20 protein-coding genes are annotated in these 19,636 nt (G+C 68.2%); 9 read left to right on the forward strand and 11 right to left on the reverse strand.

The genetic code is table 11. The features are described from left to right. Window positions 1–172 precede the first annotated feature (172 nt). The 3 genes from JHC79_RS06560 to JHC79_RS06570 all read left to right on the forward strand — a co-directional run bounded on the left by JHC79_RS06560 (window position 173) and on the right by JHC79_RS06570 (window position 2,689). Window positions 173–745, forward strand: a complete 573-nt coding sequence (locus JHC79_RS06560; protein ID WP_296389364.1) for a TetR/AcrR family transcriptional regulator — start codon at window positions 173–175, stop codon at window positions 743–745. Window positions 746–841: 96 nt separating this feature from the next. Continuing rightward, window positions 842–1,051 carry a hypothetical protein gene (locus tag JHC79_RS06565; protein WP_296389365.1) on the forward strand — a complete coding sequence of 70 codons (210 nt, stop codon included), beginning with the start codon at window positions 842–844 and terminating at the stop codon, window positions 1,049–1,051. A gap of 111 nt (window positions 1,052–1,162) precedes the next feature. After that, the gene (locus tag JHC79_RS06570) at window positions 1,163–2,689 is read left to right on the forward strand and encodes an acyl-CoA synthetase (RefSeq protein WP_296389409.1); all 1,527 of its coding nucleotides are present in this window, start codon (window positions 1,163–1,165) and stop codon (window positions 2,687–2,689) included. Window positions 2,690–2,718: 29 nt separating this feature from the next. On the opposite strand, the gene JHC79_RS06575 is transcribed toward JHC79_RS06570, so the two are convergent. Continuing rightward, a complete protein-coding gene (locus tag JHC79_RS06575; protein WP_253663240.1) occupies window positions 2,719–4,350 on the reverse strand; it encodes an ABC-F family ATP-binding cassette domain-containing protein in 1,632 nt (543 codons plus the stop codon). 86 nt (window positions 4,351–4,436) lie between these two features. On the opposite strand from JHC79_RS06575, the gene JHC79_RS06580 reads away from it, so the two are divergent. Both JHC79_RS06580 and JHC79_RS06585 read left to right on the forward strand, forming a co-directional pair. Beyond that, window positions 4,437–5,231: an SDR family oxidoreductase gene (locus JHC79_RS06580; protein ID WP_296389366.1), complete on the forward strand. Its 795-nt coding sequence runs from the start codon at window positions 4,437–4,439 to the stop codon at window positions 5,229–5,231. Between the two features lie 7 nt (window positions 5,232–5,238). Further along, entirely contained in the window at window positions 5,239–6,384 is a 1,146-nt protein-coding gene (locus tag JHC79_RS06585) for a lycopene cyclase family protein (RefSeq protein ID WP_296389367.1), read from the forward strand. A 2-nt stretch (window positions 6,385–6,386) separates the two neighbouring features. Here the strand turns inward: JHC79_RS06585 and JHC79_RS06590 are convergent, their stop codons facing one another. From JHC79_RS06590 to JHC79_RS06635, 10 genes are all read right to left on the reverse strand, one after another. After that, on the reverse strand, window positions 6,387–6,848 hold the full coding sequence (locus tag JHC79_RS06590) for a MarR family transcriptional regulator (protein ID WP_296389368.1): 462 nt from the start codon (window positions 6,846–6,848) through the stop codon (window positions 6,387–6,389). Next, window positions 6,845–7,573 carry an SDR family oxidoreductase gene (locus JHC79_RS06595; protein ID WP_296389369.1) on the reverse strand — a complete coding sequence of 243 codons (729 nt, stop codon included), beginning with the start codon at window positions 7,571–7,573 and terminating at the stop codon, window positions 6,845–6,847. Before JHC79_RS06595 ends, JHC79_RS06590 begins: the two co-directional genes overlap by 4 nt. A gap of 59 nt (window positions 7,574–7,632) precedes the next feature. After that, a complete protein-coding gene (locus JHC79_RS06600) occupies window positions 7,633–8,016 on the reverse strand; it encodes a DUF1992 domain-containing protein (protein ID WP_296389370.1) in 384 nt (127 codons plus the stop codon). A 136-nt stretch (window positions 8,017–8,152) separates the two neighbouring features. Next, a complete protein-coding gene (locus JHC79_RS06605; RefSeq protein WP_296389371.1) occupies window positions 8,153–8,509 on the reverse strand; it encodes a metal-sulfur cluster assembly factor in 357 nt (118 codons plus the stop codon). Between the two features lies 1 nt (window position 8,510). Further along, window positions 8,511–8,972: a Fe-S cluster assembly sulfur transfer protein SufU gene (sufU, locus tag JHC79_RS06610; RefSeq protein WP_296389372.1), complete on the reverse strand. Its 462-nt coding sequence runs from the start codon at window positions 8,970–8,972 to the stop codon at window positions 8,511–8,513. After that, window positions 8,969–10,273 carry a SufS family cysteine desulfurase gene (locus tag JHC79_RS06615; protein ID WP_296389373.1) on the reverse strand — a complete coding sequence of 435 codons (1,305 nt, stop codon included), beginning with the start codon at window positions 10,271–10,273 and terminating at the stop codon, window positions 8,969–8,971. Before JHC79_RS06615 ends, sufU begins: the two co-directional genes overlap by 4 nt. A gap of 45 nt (window positions 10,274–10,318) precedes the next feature. After that, window positions 10,319–11,092, reverse strand: a complete 774-nt coding sequence (gene sufC / locus JHC79_RS06620) for a Fe-S cluster assembly ATPase SufC (protein ID WP_296389374.1) — start codon at window positions 11,090–11,092, stop codon at window positions 10,319–10,321. A gap of 56 nt (window positions 11,093–11,148) precedes the next feature. Further along, window positions 11,149–12,267, reverse strand: coding sequence for a Fe-S cluster assembly protein SufD (gene sufD / locus JHC79_RS06625; RefSeq protein WP_296389410.1), 1,119 nt, complete (start codon window positions 12,265–12,267; stop codon window positions 11,149–11,151). Between the two features lie 86 nt (window positions 12,268–12,353). Then, window positions 12,354–13,799, reverse strand: coding sequence for a Fe-S cluster assembly protein SufB (sufB, locus tag JHC79_RS06630; RefSeq protein WP_296389375.1), 1,446 nt, complete (start codon window positions 13,797–13,799; stop codon window positions 12,354–12,356). Beyond that, window positions 13,796–14,590: a metalloregulator ArsR/SmtB family transcription factor gene (locus tag JHC79_RS06635; protein ID WP_296389411.1), complete on the reverse strand. Its 795-nt coding sequence runs from the start codon at window positions 14,588–14,590 to the stop codon at window positions 13,796–13,798. The genes sufB and JHC79_RS06635 overlap by 4 nt, the downstream gene beginning before the upstream one ends. A 294-nt stretch (window positions 14,591–14,884) precedes the next feature. Here JHC79_RS06635 and mptB point away from each other — a divergent pair, with 294 nt between their 5' ends. The 4 genes from mptB (at window position 14,885) to JHC79_RS06655 (ending at window position 19,632) form a co-directional block, all read left to right on the forward strand. Next, window positions 14,885–16,702 (forward strand): polyprenol phosphomannose-dependent alpha 1,6 mannosyltransferase MptB, encoded by a 1,818-nt coding sequence (gene mptB, locus JHC79_RS06640; protein WP_296389412.1) that lies wholly within the window; start codon window positions 14,885–14,887, stop codon window positions 16,700–16,702. A 139-nt stretch (window positions 16,703–16,841) separates the two neighbouring features. Further along, window positions 16,842–17,768 carry an ABC transporter ATP-binding protein gene (locus tag JHC79_RS06645; RefSeq protein WP_296389413.1) on the forward strand — a complete coding sequence of 309 codons (927 nt, stop codon included), beginning with the start codon at window positions 16,842–16,844 and terminating at the stop codon, window positions 17,766–17,768. Further along, window positions 17,765–18,559, forward strand: coding sequence for an ABC transporter permease (locus JHC79_RS06650; RefSeq protein ID WP_296389376.1), 795 nt, complete (start codon window positions 17,765–17,767; stop codon window positions 18,557–18,559). The genes JHC79_RS06645 and JHC79_RS06650 overlap by 4 nt, the downstream gene beginning before the upstream one ends. A gap of 77 nt (window positions 18,560–18,636) precedes the next feature. Next, window positions 18,637–19,632 (forward strand): heme A synthase, encoded by a 996-nt coding sequence (locus tag JHC79_RS06655; RefSeq protein WP_296389377.1) that lies wholly within the window; start codon window positions 18,637–18,639, stop codon window positions 19,630–19,632. Window positions 19,633–19,636 lie beyond the last annotated feature (4 nt).

Here is a 19,636-nt window from a genome sequence, read left to right on the forward strand (position 1 = left end):
ACACCCCCGGCGAGGCGGACTACTACCGCAACGGCGGCATCCTGCAGTACGTGCTCCGCAACATGATCAAGGGCTGACGCAGTACCTGCAGTGTCGAAGTCCGTTCATCCCACGGTGGGCCCGCTCGCGGGTCCACCGTGGGTGAGCACGCCATGAGTTAGAGGTCATCACCGTGCCCAAGGTCAGCGAGGACCATCTCGCCGCGCGTCGTCGCGAGATCCTCACCGGCGCGCGGCGGTGCTTCGCCGAATACGGCTACGACGGCGCCACCGTCCGTCGCCTCGAGGAGGCGACCGAACTCTCCCGCGGCGCGATCTTCCACCACTTCCGCGACAAGGAAGCGCTGTTCCTGGCGCTGGCCCACGAGGACGCCGAGCGGATGGCCGACGTCGCGGCCGAGCAGGGTCTCGTCCAGGTCATGCGCGACATGCTCGACCACCCCGAGGATTTCGACTGGCTCGGAACCCGTCTGGAGATCGCGCGGAAGCTGCGCACCGACGCAGCGTTCCGCACCGAGTGGTTGGAGCGGTCGGTCGATCTCGAGACCGCGACCCTGGCCCGGCTCGAACGTCAGCGCAGCGCCGGCCGACTCCGCGACGACATCCCCACCGCGGTCATCGTGCAGTACCTGGACCTGGTCCTGGACGGCATGATCACCCGGTTGGCGTCGGGACACCGAACCGGAGATCTGCACGCCGTCCTCGATCTCGTCGAGGAGTCGGTGCGCCGTCCCCGGTCCCGATGACCGCGCGGTGCCCCCCGGGACCGGTTCCACCGGTCGTTCTCGCGGAGGCATCCGGTGCCACCGTGACGCCCGTCTGGCTCGGCTGACGTCGAGGCCATGATGGCTCAGGACTATCGGTTCGGCCCCGGTATCGCAATCGGGTACGGGGCCACCGCGCTGGCTGCGGTCCTCCTGTTCATCGGGTTGATCTCGCAGACGACGTGGCTGTGGGTGCTCGCCCTGGTCCTCTTCGTCCTGACCGGTTTGTGGTGGGGCGGCATCCGCAGGCAGTTCTTCCCCGACGAGGGTCGGCAACGACACCGGTGACCGCACCGCGCCGGTACATAAGTTCGCTTACTTTGCCGCGGCGGCGAGAATCGATCGTTACCATCGGGATCACCGACTGATCGCTCGGTCATGTCCGAACGGAAGGCCACGATGTTCCCAGGAGTTTTCGCGGCGACGATGCCCGACAAGCCGGCCGCGATCTCGCCTGCCACCGGTGAGCAACTCACCTACCGCGAACTCGACGAACGGTCGACCCGCCTGGCCAATCTGCTGCATGAACTGGGACTGCGGCGCGGCGACTGCATCGCACTGGTGTCGACCAACGACCTCCGGGTGTTCGAGGTCTACTGGGCCGCACTGCGTTCCGGGCTCTACATCACCCCGGTCAACTACCATCTGACGGCTGCGGAGACGAACTTCATCCTCGGCGACTGTGGTGCGCGCGTACTGTTTGCGAGCACCGCCTCCGCCGATGCGGTCTCGGCCAGCGATGAGGTACCGACCATCGAACGCCGCTTCGCCTGGGGCGCGGGAATCGACGGGTTCGACTCCTACGACGAGGCCCTCGCGGCGGCGTCGCCGTTACGTCCGGCGACTCAACCACGCGGGCACGACATGCTCTACTCGTCGGGGACGACCGGCCGACCCAAGGGGATCAAACCGGCTCTGCCCGAGGGTCAGGTCGACGAGATCCCGGACGTCTACACGGCGATCTTCGCGCCGATGTACGGGTTCGACGAGAACACCGTCTACCTCTCCCCTGCTCCCCTCTATCACGCTGCGCCGCTGCGGTATTGCGGCATGACGCAGTCGGTTGGCGGCACCGTGGTGATGATGGACCGGTTCGACGCCGAGGAGGCGTTGCGACTGATCGAGAAGTACGGGGCCACGCACAGCCAGTGGGTGCCGACCATGTTCATCCGCATGCTCAAACTCCCCGCGCAGACACGCGATGCCTACGACGTGTCGTCGATGAAGGTCGCCATCCACGCTGCGGCGCCGTGTCCGGTGCACGTCAAACGCGCCATGATCGAGTGGTGGGGCCCGGTGATCCAGGAGTACTACTCGTCGACCGAGGCGGTCGGCGCCACGTTCATCAACAGCGAGGAAGCCCTCGAACACCCCGGATCGGTCGGCAAGCCACTGCTCGGGGTCATCCACGTCTGCGACGACGACGGGACCGAGTTGGCCACCGGCGAGACCGGGACCGTGTTCTTCGAGCGTGAGGCGCAGACCTTCTCCTATCACAACGACCCTGAGAAGACCCGTGCCGCACAGCATCCCGACCATCCCCTGTGGGCCACCACCGGCGACATCGGGCACGTCGACGACGACGGCTTCCTCTACCTGACCGATCGCAAGGCCTTCATGATCATCTCCGGTGGCGTGAACATCTACCCGCAGGAGGCCGAGAACATCCTGATCGGTCACCCCGCGGTGTTCGACGTCGCGGTGATCGGGGTGCCGAACGACGAACTGGGCGAGGAGGTCAAGGCCTGCGTGCAGCTCGAGGCGGGGACCGCGGCGTCCGAGGACCTGGCCGCCGAGCTCATCGCCTTCACCCGCGAGGCGCTTGCCGCCTACAAGGTCCCGCGCACGATCGACTTCGTCGACGAACTACCCCGCACCGCCACCGGCAAGCTGGTGAAAGGTCAACTGCAGCAGCAGTATCGTTGACACATTCGGGATCGAGGAGCTTCGCGTCATCAGGCGAGCTCGATGAGCTCCTGATATTCGTCACTCCAGTGGTCCTCGGTGCCGTCCGGCAGCAGGATGACCCGCTCGGGCTCCAGCGCGGCCGCGGCACCGGGGTCGTGCGTGACCAGCACGACGGCGCCGGAGTAGGTGCGCAGCGCGTCGAGCACCTGCTCGCGGGAGATCGGATCGAGGTTGTTCGTCGGCTCGTCGAGCAGCAGCACGTTGGCCGCCGACGACACCAGCCCGGCCAACGCCAGACGCGTCTTCTCACCACCCGACAGAGTCCCGGCCGGCTGCTCGAGCTGCGGCCCGGTGAACATGAACGCGCCGAGGAGGCCGCGTAGATCCTGCTCGCCCGCATCGGGTGCGGCGTGGCGGATGTTCTCCCACACCGACGCCCGGTCGTCGAGGGTGTCGTGCTCCTGGGCGAAATAACCGACCTTGAGCCCGAATCCGGGTTCGAGCGATCCGGTGTCGGGCTTCTCGACGCCGGCGAGCAGGCGCAGCAGTGTGGTCTTGCCCGCGCCGTTGAGCCCGAGGATGACGACCCGACTGCCTTTGTCGATGGCGAGGTCGACGCCGGTGAAGATCTCCAGCGATCCGTACATCTTGGTGAGGTTGGACGCCATCAGCGGCGTCTTGCCGCATGAGGCGGGCTCGGGGAAGCGGATCTTGGCGGTCTTGTCGGAGACCCGCTCGGCGTCGAGCTCGTCCATCATCCGGTCGGCACGCTTGAGCATGTTCTGCGCGGCGACGGCCTTGGTGGCCTTGGCGCCCATCTTCGCGGCCTGGACGCGCAGCGCGCCCGCCTTCTTCTCGGCGTTGGCGCGTTCGCGCTTACGGCGCTGCTCGTCGCTGGCGCGGGCGTCGAGGTACTTCTTCCATGTCATGTTGTAGACGTCGACCTCGCTGCGGACCGCGTCGAGGAACCAGACGCGGTTGACGACGTCGGCGAGCAGATCCACGTCGTGGCTGATCACGACGAGGCCGCCGTCGTGGTTGTGCAGGAAGGCGCGCAGCCAGCCGATCGAGTCGGCGTCGAGGTGGTTGGTCGGCTCGTCGAGCAGCAGGGTGGTGTTGGACTTCCCGCCGCTGCCGTCGGCGGCGGCGAACAGGATCCGGGCCAGCTCGATACGCCGGCGCTGACCGCCCGAGAGCGTCTTGAGCGGTTGCTCGAGGACTCGGTCGGGCAGGCTCAGGCTGTTGCAGATCCGTGCGGCCTCGGATTCCGCGACGTACCCGCCGAGCGAGGAGAAACGGTCCTCGAGCTCTCCGTAGCGGCGCACCGCCTTGTCCTGGGCTACCGGGTCGGCGACCTCGGCCATCAGCGCCTGCTGCTTCTCCAGGTCGCGCAGCAGGGTGTCGAGACCCCGCGCGGAGAGCACCCGGTCCTTCGCGAGGACGTTCAGATCACCCTCTTTGGGGTCCTGCGGCAGATACCCGACCTCGCCGATGGTGCTGACGGATCCGGCGTACGGTTCGCCCTCACCGGCCAGGATGCGCAGGGTGGTGGTCTTGCCGGCGCCGTTGCGTCCGACCAGTCCGATCCGGTCGCCGGGCTGAATGCGGATACCCGGCCCCGGAACATTGAGGAGGGTGCGGACGCCTGCGCGCACCTCGAGGTCGGTTGCCGTGATCACGACGTTTGAGTTTACGCGCTCATGACCATTGCTTTTCGCCACGACCGGCCGGGCGGCGCCGGAGGTGCTTCGTTACGGTGCAGGATGTGACCGAACCAACAGACACACCCGCCGAATCCGGCCTCCGATCGCTCGCCGGACGCTCGGCCCTGGTGACCGGCGCGAGTCGTGGCATCGGATTGTCGATCGCCACCGAACTCGCCCGTCGTGGAGCCGCCGTCACCATCACCGCACGCAAAGCCGAGCCGCTGGCGCAGGCTGCGGAGTCGATCCGCACCGCGGTCCCGGGGGCCGTCATCGCATCCGACCCCGGTAACGCCGGGTCGGCCGAGGACCGTGCCCGTGCGGTCGCCACCGCTGCGGCAGCGACCGGCACCGTCGACATCCTGATCAACAACACCGGGATCAACCCCGTCTTCGGTCCGCTGATGTCGGCCGACCTCGACGCCGTTCGCAAGATCTTCGACGTCAACGTCGTTGCCGCGCTCGGCTTCATCCAGGAGTGCCACCGCGCCGGTATGGGCGAGCACGGCGGAACCGTCGTCAACGTGGCGAGCGTCGCCGGTCTGCGTTCCACCGGCGTGATCGCCGCCTACGGTGCGTCGAAGGCCGCGCTGATCCGCCTGACCGAGGAACTCGCCGCCGAGCTGGGACCCGGTATCCGGGTGAACGCGGTCGCCCCGGCAGTGGTGAAGACGCAGTTCGCCGAGGGTCTGCTGGCCGCAGGCGAGGACGTCGTCGCGTCGCGGTACCCCCTCAAGCGTGTCGGCGTGCCCACCGACGTCGCCCAGGTCGTGGCGTTCCTCGCCGGCGACGAGTCCAGCTGGATCACCGGGGAGACGATCCGCGTCGACGGCGGCATGCTCGCCGCCGGCAGCTAGGACCGCCGTGGGCGACACCGTCCACCGGTGCACCCTGGCCGTCGTCGGCGCCGGACCGGCGGGACGTTCCCTGGCCCACCGTGCCGCGCTGGCCGGGATCGATGTCGTCCTCGTCGACCGCGACCCCGACCGGGTGTGGCGCTCGACCTACGCCGCCTGGACCGACGAGCTCCCGGGGTGGGTCGACCCTGTCGCCATCTCGCATCAGGTCGAATCGGTGGCGGTGTACTCCCCCACCCATCACACCCTGCGCCGCGGATACACGGTGCTCGACACCGCCGCCCTCCAGCGCAGCCTGGCCCTCGACGGGGTGCGAGCGGTAGCCGGGACGGCGATGACCACCGACGCACGGTCGGTGTCGTTGAGCACCGGCGTGACGGTGGCCGCACAGGTCGTCGTCGACGCGCGCGGGTCCATATCGACGACCGGACCCGCCCAGACCGCGTACGGCGTCTTCGTACCCCGTGAGCAGGCCGCCCCGATCCTGGGCGCCGACCCGGCCGTCCTGATGGACTGGCGGCCGTTCGACGGCTCCGACGACGGGCCCCGTGTCCCGAGCTTCCTGTACACCGTCCCGGTCTCGGCTGACCGGGTCCTCGTCGAGGAGACCTGTCTCGTCGGGCACCCGGCGTTGTCGGTCGGGACCCTGCGAGATCGATTGCGCACCAGGCTGAGTCGTCGCGGCCACGCGATCGACGTCGACGGCGACGACATCGAACGGGTGCATTTCGCGGTCACCGGAGGTGGCGGGCGTCCATGGACATCGCGGCCGATGACGTTCGGTGCGGCCGGTGGTCTGATGCACCCGGCGACGGGGTACAGCGTCGCCACCTCGATGCGCTGCGCCGATGCTGTCGTGGCCGCGATCGCGCGGGGTGACGATCCCGGATCGGCGCTGTGGACGGCGCGCGCCCGACTGGTGCACACCCTGCGTCGGCGAGGGCTCAACGCTCTGTTGGGTCTCGACGCCGAGACCACCGTCGAGTTCTTCGACGCATTCTTCGAGCTGCCCGCCGATCGACAACGGGCCTACCTGTCCGGTCGCGACGATCCGCGCGGGGTGATGGCGGCGATGCTCACCATGATGCGGGTCGCCGACCCGGGTGTCGGGATCGCGGTCGCACGAGGTGCCGCGGCACCGACCCGCTGGTGAATTCAGGCGTCGCCGGTGGTGTCGTCCTCCGCGTCGAGCAGGCGACCGAGAAGTGCGGCCAGCTGACGGAGTTCGCCGTCGGTGAGCGCGGACACCGACGACGGCGGCCGCAGGAGGATGGCGTCGGCCGTCGCGATGGCGTCGTGACCGGCCGCCGTGAGCGTGACCAGCTTGCGCCGACGGTCGTCGGGGTGCGGACGTCGCTCGACGAGGCCGTGCGCTTCGAGCTTGTCGACGATCAGCGTCGTGTACGGGGCGTCGACGTTGTTGACCTCGGCGAGGTCGCGCAGCGTCATCGGCCGGTCTCGCAGCTGGAAGAGGACCTTGCCCCGACCGCCGCCCAGGCGAAACCCGAGTGCGTCGGCGAGTTCGCCCCGGCGGTTCTGCGCCTCGACGTAGCGGTACATCCGCGCCCAGGCACCGTGGTCCCGGTCGGTCGCTTCCTGGTCCGCGCCGTCGCTCACCACGGAACCGTACGTCCCAGGTAGTCGACGTATCGCAATTCGGTTGATCCGGACAGGGAGTCCAATGTCCTCACGACGTTCGGGATGGAATCGTCGACGGTGAGACGTGCCTCGCTGCCACCGAGATCGGTCTGCACCCACCCCGGCGCCATCAGCACGAGCGAGCGACGGTCGCCTGCATGCCGCGCTGCGTAGCTACGCACGTAGGTGTTCAGCGCCGCCTTGCTCCCGCGGTACATTTCGTGGCCGCCCGTGACGTTGTTGGTGACACTCCCCTGCCCCGACGACATCACCCCGATCGTGCCGTCGGGTTCCACGAGGTCGGCCAGCGCCTCGATGACGCGCAACGGGCTCAGCGCATTGGTGATCATGACCCGGGTGAATTCCTCGTCGCTGGTCTCGGCGACCGTCCCCTCGGGTTCGTTCGTGACGCCCGCGTTGACGAATAGCAGGTCGAACGTCCGGCCCGCCAAGCGCTCTCGGAGCGAAGCGATCTGTTCGGGCTCGGTGATGTCGACGGTCTCGATCTCGATGTCCCGGTCGTCTCGGTCGGCGAGATCGTGCAGGGGCGTCCGACGCGAACCACGCACGGTGGCGACCACCTCTCGTCGTTGGCCGGACCATTCGTCGGCCAGCGCGAGACCGAGCCCACGTGAGGCGCCGATCAACAGAACACGGTCGAGGGAACGAGCCGGGGCGTCGTCGTCTGCAGTAGTTGTAGTCATAACAACCATTGTTACCACTACAACCAAAAGAGCGCCACTGTGCTCGCTCGCCGATTCGTCTAGCGCGGCAGTGCCCGCCACCTCGTGATCATTTCCTCGATGTCGATCGTGGCCACAACGATGCGTGAGGCCGGACCCAGCGACGGCGCCAGTCGTTCACGCTTCACCCGGCGGTTGAAATCGACGAGGATGCGGCGAACTGCCTCCTCGCTCCGTATGTCGCGCAACGACTCCGGATACTCCTGGCGTTCGCGCCGCAACTGCAACGTGGCCGGCAGCAACTCCGACGAGTCGAGCCCCTCGTCACGGATCTTCTTCTTGGCCCACCAGTCGGGGTCGTCGAGACCGCTCAGATCCAGCGGCTTGCCGAGGCCGGGCAGGTCGTCGAAGTCGCCTCGCTCACGGGCCTCCCGGATCAGTCGGTCGACACGGGATTCCGCCACCGGGGGCTGATACCAGCGTCGGCGCCTGCGCGCACGTCTGTCGTCCACATCGGACGTCGCGTCAGAGTCCGACGTTTCGTGAGAATCGGTGGGCCGCTCAGGGCCGGTGTGGGGATCCAACGCCGATCGACGAGGGTCAGACGGTGAAGCCCAGGGCCCGGAGCTGCTCGCGTCCGTCATCGGTGATCTTGTCCGGGCCCCACGGCGGCAGCCAGACCCAGTTGATCACCAGTTCGGTGCACAGCCCGCTCCCGACGACCGCCGCACGCGACTGGTCCTCGATGACGTCGGTCAGCGGGCAGGCCGCCGAGGTCAGGGTCATGTCGATCTTGGCCACGGCCTCGGCGTCGACATCGATGCCGTAGATCAGGCCGAGGTCGACGACGTTGATGCCCAACTCGGGGTCGACCACGTCGCGCATGGCCTCCTCGATGTCGTCGAGGCTGGGCAGGGAGGTGGTGACCTCGCCGGTCGGTGTGGTGGTGTCAGTCATGTCAGTTCCTTTCCGCGGACTGCAGTGCAACGGTCTGTGCGAGAGCGTCTTTGAAGGCCAGCCAGCCCAACAGCGCGCACTTGACGCGGGCCGGGTACTTGCTGACTCCGACGAAGGCGATGCCGTCGCCCACGACATCCTCGTCGCCCTCGTCTTTCCCGCGTGAGGTCATCATGTCGTTGAACGAGCCGACCGTGGCCAGCGCCTCGGCGATGTCCATGCCGACCACCTGGTCGTAGAGCACCGACGTCGCGGCCTGGGAGATCGAGCAGCCCTGACCGTCATAGGAGATGTCGGTGACCGACGAGCCGTCGTCGGAGAGCGTGACGCGCAGGGTGATCTCGTCGCCACAGGTCGGGTTGACGTGATGGACCTCGGCGCCGAAGGGCTCTCGCAGTCCGCGACCGTGCGGGTGCTTGTAATGATCCAGGATGACCTCCTGGTACATCTGTTCCATTCTCACCGCTGCTCCGTTCCCGCAGCCACCCCGAAGAACTTCTGCGCGGTGACGATCGCCGCGGCGAGCGCATCGATCTCGGCGGTGGTGTTGTAGGCGGCGAACGATGCACGCGCGCTGGCCGCCACGCCCAGGCGCTTGTGCAGCGGCCATGCGCAGTGATGTCCGACGCGGATGGCGACACCCTCGTCGTCGAGGACCTGACCGAGATCGTGGGCGTGGATGCCGTCCACGAGGAACGCCACCGCTCCCCCGCGGTCGGTGGTGTCGGTCGGACCGATGATCCGCACGCCCGGGATGGCACCGAGCACGGCCAATGCGTGTCCGACGAGGACGCGCTCGTGCTCGGCGATTGCGTCCATACCGATGGCCTGGAGGTAGCGGACGGCCGCGCCGAGTCCGACGACCTGCGAGGTCATCGGCACGCCGGCCTCGAAGCGCTGGGGCGGGTCGGCGTAGGTCGACACCTCCATCGACACCGTCTCGATCATCGATCCACCGGTGATGAACGGAGGCAGCTCGGCCAACAACGCGCGCTTGCCGTAGAGCACACCGACGCCCGACGGACCGAACATCTTGTGCCCGGAGAACGCGGCGAAGTCGACGTCGGAGGCGGCGAAATCGACCGGCATGTGCGGAACCGACTGGCAGGCGTCGAGCACGACGAGCGCGCCGACGGCGCGGGCGCGACGCACCATCTCGGCGACGTCGGCGACCGCGCCGGTCACGTTGGACTGGTGCGTGAACGCGAGGACCTTGACCGAGTCGTCGAGGTCGAGCGAGCTCAGATCGATGCGACCGTCGTCGGTGACCCCGTACCAACGCAGGGTCGCCCCGGTTCGGCGGCACAGTTCCTGCCACGGAACGAGGTTGGCGTGGTGCTCGAGTTCGGTGACGACGATGGTGTCGCCGGGTCCGAGTGGTTTCCCACCGAACAGGGCGCCCGATCGATCGTCGCCGAGGGTGTAGGCCACCAGATTGAGCGACTCGGTCGCGTTCTTGGTGAACACGATCTCGTCGGTCTCGGCGCCGACGAACCCGGCGATGATCTCGCGGGCGTCCTCGTAGGCGTCGGTGGCCTCCTCGGCCAGCTGATGGGCACCCCGGTGGACCGCGGCGTTGCAGGTGGTCAGGAAGTCCCGTTCGGCGTCGAGCACCTGAAGCGGACGCTGCGAGGTCGCCCCGGAGTCGAGGTAGACCAGGGGCTTCGAGTCGCGCACGGTCCGGGCCAGGATCGGGAAGTCGGCCCGGAGCCGCTCCACGTCGAGGGCGTCGACCGGCGAGTCGGTCGCGACGGTTGTGGTCATGCGATCACCTCCCGAGAGAATGCGAGCGGTCCGTGGGGCGAACGCTCAGGCGCCCGCGGCCGCGCTGGTGAACTTCACGTAGCCGTTCTCCTCGAGCTCGTCGGCGAGCTCGGGGCCGCCGGACTCGACGACACGGCCGTTGACGAACACGTGGACGAACTCGGGCTTGATGTAGCGCAGGATTCGCGTGTAGTGCGTGATGAGCAGCACCCCACCGTTCTCACGCTCGCGGTAGTTGTTGACACCCTGCGAGACGACCCGCAGCGCATCGACGTCGAGGCCGGAGTCGGTCTCGTCGAGGATCGCGATCTTGGGCTTGAGCATGCCGAGCTGCAGGATCTCGTGGCGCTTCTTCTCGCCGCCGGAGAAGCCCTCGTTGACCGATCGCTCGACGAACGAGGGATCGATCTCCAGCTCGCTCAGGGATTCCTTGACCTCTTTGACCCAGTGGCGCAGCTTGGGCGCCTCGCCGCGGACCGCGGTGGCCGCGGTACGAAGGAAGTTCGACATCGACACGCCGGGAACCTCGACGGGGTACTGCATCGCCAGGAACAGTCCGGCGCGTGCGCGCTCGTCGACGGTCATCGCCAGGACGTCCTCACCGTCGAGGGTGATCGTCCCCTGGGTCACCTGGTACTTCGGGTGACCGGCGATCGCGTACGACAGCGTCGACTTGCCGGAGCCGTTGGGCCCCATGATCGCGTGGGTCTGACCGGACTCGACGGTCAGGTCGACACCCTTGAGGATGACGATGGGCTCCGCGTCGGAGTCCTTGGGCGTGACGTTGACGTGCAGGTCACGGATTTCGAGTGTTGCCACGGTGTTTCAGTCCTCTTGGTCGTAGTCGTGCGAAGTGTGTGCGGGCGCGGGACCCGTCAGGCCCCGGCGATCTGGAGTTCGGCCTCGACGGCCGCCTCGAGACGCTCGCGGATCTCGGGCACGCCGATCTTGGCGATGACCTCGCCGAAGAAACCGCGGACCACCAGTCGCCGCGCCTGGTCCTCGGGGATTCCACGGGCCTGCAGGTAGAACAACTGCTCGTCGTCGAATCGTCCCGTCGCACTGGCGTGGCCGGCGCCGACGATCTCGCCGGTCTCGATCTCCAGGTTCGGCACCGAGTCAGCGCGCGCGCCGTCGGTCAGCAACAGGTTCCGGTTGACCTCGAACGTCTCGGTGCCCTCGGCCTCAGCGCGGATCAGGACGTCGCCGACCCACACCGTGTGCGCCTCGCGGGCACGGTTGCTCGCATCGCCCTGCAGGGCGCCCTTGTAGACGACGTTGGATTTGCAGTTCGGCTGCGAGTGGTCCACCAGCAGACGCTGTTCCAGATGCTGTCCGGCGTCGGCGAAGTACAGACCCCACATCTCGGCGTCGCCGCCCGGGCCGTCGTAATGCACCAGTGGGGACAGACGGATCAGGTCACCACCGAGGCTGACCGCGAAGTGTCGGATGGTCGCGTCGCGACCGAGTCGCACGTGATGAGCGGCGACATGCACGGTGTCATCGGCCCAGTCGTGCAGGTTGACGACGGTCAGATGCGCTCCGTCGGCGACCACGAACTCGATGTTCTCGGCGTAGGTCCCGCTGCCGGCCTGATCGATGACGACCACGGCCCGCCCGAAACGCTCGACCCGGATCTGGGTGTGCCCGAAGGCCACCCGGCCCTCACCGGGACCGGTGATGGTGATGGTGACCGGATCGGCCACCTCCACCTCCCGGCCGACGGTGATGACCGTCGCCGACTCGAACGACGAGAACGCCTGCGCGGCGATCCGGTCGAACGGGACGCCGCCGTCGCCGAGACGCGCGTCGTCGCGACCAACGGTCTCGACGGTCACGCCGTCCGAGACACCTTCGACGGTCACGTTCGCGGTGCCGTCGGCCACCGCCTCACCGTTGTGCAGACCGCGCAGCCGGCGGAACGGCGTGAAACGCCACGCCTCGTCACGAGATCCGGGGACCTCGAAAGCATTGACGTCGAACGAGGTGAACAGCTCACCCTTGTTGGTGACCGGATGGACGTTCTCACCCCGGACGGCGCCGACGACTCCCGAGGGTCCTGCGGTGATGTTTTCCGTGCTCAACCGACGGATCCTTCCATCTGCAGCTCGATGAGCCGGTTCAGTTCCAGGGCGTACTCCATCGGGAGTTCCTTGGCGATCGGCTCGACGAAGCCGCGGACCACCATGGCCATGGCCTCGTCCTCGGTCAGTCCACGGCTCATCAGGTAGAAGAGCTGCTCGTCGCTGACCTTGGAGACGGTGGCCTCGTGGCCCATCGTCACGTCGTCCTCACGGATGTCGACGTAGGGGTAGGTGTCACTGCGGCTGATCTGATCGACCAACAGGGCGTCACACTTGACCGTCGATCGCGATCCGTGGGCACCCTTGTTGATCTGGACCAGACCGCGGTACGACGCACGACCGCCACCACGGGCGACCGACTTCGAGACGATGTTGCTCGAGGTGTTCGGCGCGAGGTGCACCATCTTCGAGCCGGTGTCCTGGTGCTGGCCCGGTCCGGCGAACGCGACCGAGAGAACCTCGCCCTTCGCGTGCTCACCGGTCATCCACACCGCGGGGTACTTCATGGTGACCTTGGAGCCGATGTTGCCGTCGACCCACTCCATGGTCGCGCCGGCCTCGGCCTTGGCGCGCTTGGTCACCAGGTTGTAGACGTTGTTCGACCAGTTCTGGATGGTCGTGTAGCGGCACCGACCACCCTTCTTGACGATGATCTCGACGACCGCGGAGTGCAGCGAGTCGGTCTTGTAGATCGGCGCGGTGCAGCCCTCGACGTAGTGCACGTAGGCACCCTCGTCGACGATGATCAGCGTCCGCTCGAACTGGCCCATGTTCTCGGTGTTGATGCGGAAGTAGGCCTGCAGCGGGATGTCCACGTGGACGCCCGTGGGCACGTAGATGAACGAGCCACCCGACCACACCGCGGTGTTCAGCGCGGAGAACTTGTTGTCACCGGCGGGGATGACGGTGCCGAAGTACTCGCGGAACAGCTCGGGCTGCTCCTTGAGCGCGGTGTCGGTGTCGAGGAAGAGCACGCCCTGCTGCTCGAGGTCCTCACGGATCGAGTGGTAGACGACCTCGGACTCGTACTGCGCCGCGACACCGGAGACCAGCCGCTGCTTCTCGGCCTCGGGGATGCCGAGCTTGTCGTAGGTGTTCTTGATGTCGGCGGGCAGGTCGTCCCAGGTGGCGGCCTGCTTCTCGCTCGAGCGCACGAAGTACTTGATGTTGTCGAAGTCGATGCCGTCGAGGTTCGAACCCCAGGTGGGCATGGGCTTCTTGCCGAAGGTCTGCAGGGCCTTGAGGCGGGCGGCCAGCATCCACTCGGGCTCGCTCTTACGGGCCGAGATGTCGGCGACGACGGCCTCGTTGATGCCGCGCTTGGCGCTCGCACCCGCGACGTCGGAGTCCGACCACCCGTACCCGTAGGTGCCGAGCGAGTCGATCGTCTCCTCCTGGGTCAGCGCGGGCGCGACCGGTGTGCGTGGATCGGTGACTGTCATCGAGAGTCCTCTCGGTTGGTGCCGACGGCCGATGCGAGCTGTGCATCGGACGACGACGGGCTGTCGTTCGTACCGCGAGTGTCGGCGTCGGCCGGATCAGCCGACGACGCCACCGCTAGTGGGACGTGTGTGGTGCAGGCGCAGTCGCCGTTGGCGATGGTCGCCAGGCGCTGCACATGCGTGCCGAGGAGGTTGGTGAACCGGGCGGTCTCGGCCTCGCACAGTTCGGGGAACTCGGTGGCCACGTGGGCGACCGGGCAGTGGTGTTGGCAGATCTGCACACCGGCACCCACACGACGGGTGTTGGCGGAGAACCCGGCGGCGGTGAGTGCGACCGCGATCCGGTCGGCGGTCTCGATCACGGCATCGGGATCGGAATCGCCCGCTGTGTTCTCGGGCACATCGGCGACGATCGCGTCGATCCGGTCGGCCGCGAAGTCGCGGACCGCCTGTTCGCCCGCAACGTCACGCAGTCGACGCATCGCCGCACCGGCGAGGTCGTCGTAGGCGTGATGAAGCTTCCCGCGTCCGATGGAGGTGAGCTGGAACTGCTTGGCCGGGCGTCCACGACCGCGCCGCGCATAGCGCGCCGACACCGCCGACGCCCGGATCTCCCCGCTGGTGATGAGAGCATCGAGGTGCCTGCGCACACCCGCCGCGCTCATCCCCAACTCCTCGCCGATGTCACCGGCAGTGGCCGGTCCGTGCTCGACGAGAAAGGCCACCACCGCGGTGCGGGTCTGACCGTCGTGCGACACCGACACCGGTGCAACACCGGAGTCGACGGACACGGCAGAACCGTCCTGAGTGGATTTCACAACACAAGTGTCACCTAATTGGACACCGCATGCCAGCAAGGGTTACCTATCCTCCTCTGACCACGGTCGGAGCCGCGCAACCACCGGCAGCAGAACACCGCGGAAACACCTGGACACGCGGCCGACCACCGAGGACACCCGGGACGATTACAGTCTTGTCTTGTGCCCGATCCCACACCCCGCGCGGAGCAGCCTGCGCACGCAGGGAGCGTCGACACCGTCGATCCAGACGCCGTGTCCGGCGTCCGGATCCGTGTCCGCGCCGCGCTGACCTACCTGGGGTTGCGTCAGCGGTCGGCGTCACCGGCGGTCGACGACACCGGCGACTACGGCGTCACGATGGCCCGTCTGCACGGCGAGGAGCCCGAGGTCGGCGATCTGGAACCGGACGAGAACCGGCGTCTGAACCGGGTTCGGATCTTCGGGGCGGTCGGATCGATCCTCATCCTCATCGGTTCCCTGGGTACCGGCGCCGTCCCGGTCCTGCAGAACCCGATCGCGGGGGTACGCGTGCTGTCGCTGCCCTCACGCATGTGGCCGGTCGCGCTGACGCTGTCCATCGGCGGAACCCTGATCCTGGTCCTCGCCTGGCTGTTGCTCGGACGGTTCGCGGTCGGCCGGCTCAACGTCGAGGTCATGGGCGGCACCAAGCCGCGACGCCGCATGTCGCAGCGTCAGGCCGACCGCACCCTGCTGCTGTGGATCGCGCCGATCATCCTGGCGCCCCCGCTGCTGAGCAAGGACATCTACTCGTATCTCGCCCAGAGCGCGATCGCCTACCGCGGGATGGATCCGTACAAGGTCAGCCCGGTCCGCGGACTCGGGGTCGGTGACGTCCTGACGCGGTCGGTGCCCAACCTGTGGCGCGACACCCCCGCGCCCTACGGGCCGCTGTTCCTGTGGTTGGGCAAGAACATCACCGCCATCACCGGCGACAACCTCACCACCGCGATCCTGCTGCATCGCATGCTCGCACTGGTGGGTGTCGCACTCATCGTCTGGGCACTGCCCCGCCTGGCCCGCCGCTGCGGGGTCTCGCCCACCGCCGCACTCTGGCTCGGCGCACTGAACCCGCTGCTGATCCTCCATCTGGTCGGCGGCATCCACAACGAGGCCCTAATGCTGGGGCTCATGCTCGCCGGTCTCGAGCTGTGCTTCCGGGCGATCTACGGCACGCACCGCCTGCGACGGGTCGGCACGATCCTGCCGAGTCCCAGCGGCTGGCTGCTGATAGCGGGGACGGCGATCATCGCGGCGTCGTCGATGGTCAAGATCAGTTCACTGCTGGCACTCGGTTTCGTCGGCATCGCCCTCGCGCTGCGCTGGGGCGCCACCCTGCCCGCGTTGCGGCACGCGCCGCCGTCGCAGTGGTGGGCGCGGTCGCGACAGTCGGTGATCGCGCTCGCCGCGTCCGCCGGAGCGCTGATGACCATCCTGGTCGTGGTCGTGGTGGCGATCTGTCTCGGAACAGGCCTCGGGTTCGGTTGGACGTCGACCCTGAGCACCGGCGGGGTGGTCCGGTCGTGGATGTCGATGCCCACGCTGCTGTCGGTGACCGGCGGTCGGGTGGGTGTGCTGGTGGGGCTGGGCGATCACACCCAGGCGATGCTCGACGTCGCGCGTCCCATCGGTCAGGTCATCGCCGGACTGTTCGTCATCCGATGGCTGCTCGCGGCCCTGGCCGGCCGTCTGCACCCGCTGGGTGCGCTCGGGATCGCCATGGCGATGTTCGTGTTGCTGTTCCCGTTCGTGCAGGCCTGGTATCTGCTCTGGGCGGTCATCCCGCTCGCCGCGTGGGCGACCGGCCGGTGGTTCCGCCTGGTGGCGATCGCGGTGTCGGCGATCATCGCGGTGGTGGTGTTGCCCACAGGTGCGGGCACCCGCGGGTTCCAGCTCGCGGAGGCGATCGTCGCGTCGATTTTCCTCACCGCCGTGCTGACCGCCGTGTTCTTCGAGAAGATGCCCTGGCAGAAGACCGGCGACACCCCGCAGACCGTCGATCGCGACGACGACGGGCCACCACCGTCCGCACCCGCGGAGGTCACGCCGACCCGCGAGCCGGCGACCGCGACCCCCGGGGACTGATCCCCGACCACCGTCCGCCCAGGTCCGTTTGGCGACTCGAGGCCGCCGACGAATAGTGTTGGGCCCTGTGAAGAGTCCTCTCCGTCACCCGGCGGCCGCGCCGCCCGTCGACGGGAGCGGTTCCGCCCACGCCGGACCCGTGGCGCAGGCGCCCGCATTGCAGATCCGCGGGCTGGTCAAGCGGTATGGAGACCTCACCGCGGTCGACGGTCTCGACCTCGACCTCGAACGTGGCCAGGTGCTGGCCCTGCTCGGCCCCAACGGTGCGGGCAAGACCACGACGGTCGAGATCTGTGAGGGGTTCGGCGTCCCCGACTCCGGTGAGGTCCGAGTTCTGGGTCTCGACCCGGTCGCCGACAACGAACGACTGCGCACCCGCATCGGAGTCATGCTGCAGGGCGGCGGAGCGTACCCGGGGGCCCGCGCCGGCGAGATGCTGCGACTGTGCGCCGCCTACTCGGCCAACCCGATCGACCCTGACTGGCTGTTGCGGACCCTGGGGCTCGTCGACGCCGCTCGCACCTCCTATCGCCGTCTGTCCGGCGGACAGCAGCAGCGACTGGCCCTGGCGTGCGCGATCGTCGGGCGTCCGGAACTGGTGTTCCTCGACGAGCCGACCGCCGGCCTCGACGCCGCCGCACGGATCCTGGTGTGGGAGCTGATCGACCGTCTCCGCGCCGACGGGGTGTCGGTGCTGCTGACCACCCACCTGATGGACGAGGCCGAACAACTCGCCGACGACCTGATCATCATCGACAAGGGCCGGGTCGTCGCACACGGGACGCCCGCCGAGGTCACCAGCCGCGGCGCCGAGAACGAACTGCGGTTCCGTGCGCCCCGCGGACTCGACCTGACCCTGCTCGTGTCGATCCTCGCCGAGGGCTACCGGGTGTCGGAGGTCAATCCCGGCACGTACCTCGTGGCGGGTGAGGTCACCCCCCAGGTGCTCGCCGCCGTCACCGGGTGGTGCGCGAAGATCAACGTGCTCGCCACCGACCTCCGCGTGGAGACACGCAGCCTCGAGGACGTGTTCCTCGACCTGACCGGACGGGAGTTGCGCGGATGACCACTCCCGCGGCCGCACGGGCCTCACGTTTCACCCCGGGCCTGTTCACCCCCGATCCGCGCCCGGCGCCGGTCCTGCGGATGCTCCTCGCCCAGTCGCGGATCGAGTTGATCCTCCTGCTGCGCAACGGCGAACAGTTGCTGCTCACGCTGTTCATCCCGGTCACCCTGTTGATCGGGCTCTGCCTGCTGCCCATCGGCACCTTCGAGGAGAACCGCGCGGACCGGTTCGTCCCCGCGATCATGACGGTGGCGGTGATGTCGACCGCGTTCACCGGACAGGCCATCGCGGTCGGTTTCGACCGCCGGTACGGCGCACTCAAGCGGCTCGGCGCCACCCCGCTGCCCCGGTGGGGCGTGATCGCGGGCAAGTCGATCGCCGTCGCGATCGTCGTGGTGCTGCAGGCCATCATCATCGGGCTGATCGGCGTCGCCTTCGGGTGGAACTGGTCGGTGTCCGGGCTGCTCCTCGGGGCCGTCGCCATCGCCATCGGCACCATGGCGTTCTCCGCACTGGGTTTGCTGCTCGGCGGCACCTTGCGGGCGGAGATCGTGCTCGCACTGGCCAACGTCATCTGGTTCGTCCTGATCGGTGTCGGCAGCCTCGTCGTGATCGGCGACGGCGTACCCACCGCCGTCCGATGGATCGCCCGGTGTACGCCGTCCGGGGCGCTCAGCGAGGTCCTGCACCGCGCCGGCGAGCAGTCCGTCGACTACGTCGGTTTCGGTGTGCTGATCGCCTGGGGCGTCGTCGCCGGGGCGGCCGCCGTACGGTATTTCCGCTTCACCTGACGCCGCGTGGCCAGGATCACGTGACCACACCAACCGCGTGGTGATCCGCCCTCACCGGGGTCTATAGCATCGAAGACGTGTTGTATCGCGGTTTCGTCCGGCTGGTGAATCACCTCCCCCTCCCCTCCCGACGCGTGCAGGTCGGCATCGCCATCGCGGTGATGCTCTCGCAGGCCGGCATCGCCGTCACCGGGTCGATCGTGCGGGTCACGTCCTCGGGTCTCGGCTGCCCCACCTGGCCGCAGTGCTTCCCGGGCAGCTTCACCCCCGAGCCGCACGCGTCGGTGGCCGCCATCCACACCGCCGTCGAATTCGGAAACCGGATGCTGACGTTCGCGGTGGTCCTCACCGCCGCCCTGATCGTCCTCGCGGTCACGCGCGCCGGCCGCCGCCGCGAGGTGCGCTTCTACGCATGGCTGATGCCGCTGTCGACGGTCCTGCAGGCCGTACTCGGCGGACTGACCGTGCTCACCGGCCTGCTGTGGTGGACCGTCGCGATCCACCTGTTGGTGTCGATGGGCATGGTCTGGCTGTCGGTGCTGCTGCTGGAGAAGGTCCGCGAACCCGACGACGGCGAGGCGCTCAAGCAGGTGCCCGACCCGCTGCGCTGGCTAACCGCGCTCAGTGCCGCGGTGATGAGTGCACTCCTCGTGGCCGGGACCATGGTCACCGGCGCCGGGCCGCACGCCGGCGACAAGAGCGTCGAGAAGCCGGTCCCCCGGCTGGCCATCGAGATCACCACGCTGGTCCACGCACACGCCGAGCTGATGATCGCGTATCTGGCCCTCGTGGTCGCGTTGGGATTCGGGCTCGCGGCCGTCGGCGCACCCGCGCGCCTGCGACGCCGTCTCTACGTCCTGGTGGCGCTCGTGCTGGCCCAGGGACTCATCGGCCTCACCCAGTACCTCACCGGGATCCCCGAGGTGCTGGTGGTCATGCACGTGGCCGGTGCCGGCGCGTGTGTGGCGGCGACCGCGGCACTCTGGGTCGCGATGCGACCCCGTCAGGCCATGTCGGCGACGTCATCCGACGCACTGGCATCACCGACCGAGGCGCCCGGCCTGCGCGCCTGAGCGA

The organism is Williamsia sp. (assembly GCF_016462415.1).
In the GTDB taxonomy this organism is placed as follows: domain Bacteria; phylum Actinomycetota; class Actinomycetes; order Mycobacteriales; family Mycobacteriaceae; genus Williamsia_A.

Excerpts from the sequence above, each read along its gene's own strand:
- JHC79_RS06595 (WP_296389369.1), bottom strand. The coding sequence starts at position 7,573 with ATGACTACAACTACTGCAGACGACGACGCCCCGGCTCGTTCCCTCGAC.
- JHC79_RS06615 (WP_296389373.1), bottom strand. The coding sequence starts at position 10,273 with ATGACCACAACCGTCGCGACCGACTCGCCGGTCGACGCCCTCGACGTG.
- JHC79_RS06570 (WP_296389409.1), top strand. The coding sequence starts at position 1,163 with ATGTTCCCAGGAGTTTTCGCGGCGACGATGCCCGACAAGCCGGCCGCG.
- JHC79_RS06605 (WP_296389371.1), bottom strand. The coding sequence starts at position 8,509 with ATGACTGACACCACCACACCGACCGGCGAGGTCACCACCTCCCTGCCC.
- JHC79_RS06565 (WP_296389365.1), top strand. The coding sequence starts at position 842 with ATGATGGCTCAGGACTATCGGTTCGGCCCCGGTATCGCAATCGGGTAC.
- sufB (WP_296389375.1), bottom strand. The coding sequence starts at position 13,799 with ATGACAGTCACCGATCCACGCACACCGGTCGCGCCCGCGCTGACCCAG.
- JHC79_RS06650 (WP_296389376.1), top strand. The coding sequence starts at position 17,765 with ATGACCACTCCCGCGGCCGCACGGGCCTCACGTTTCACCCCGGGCCTG.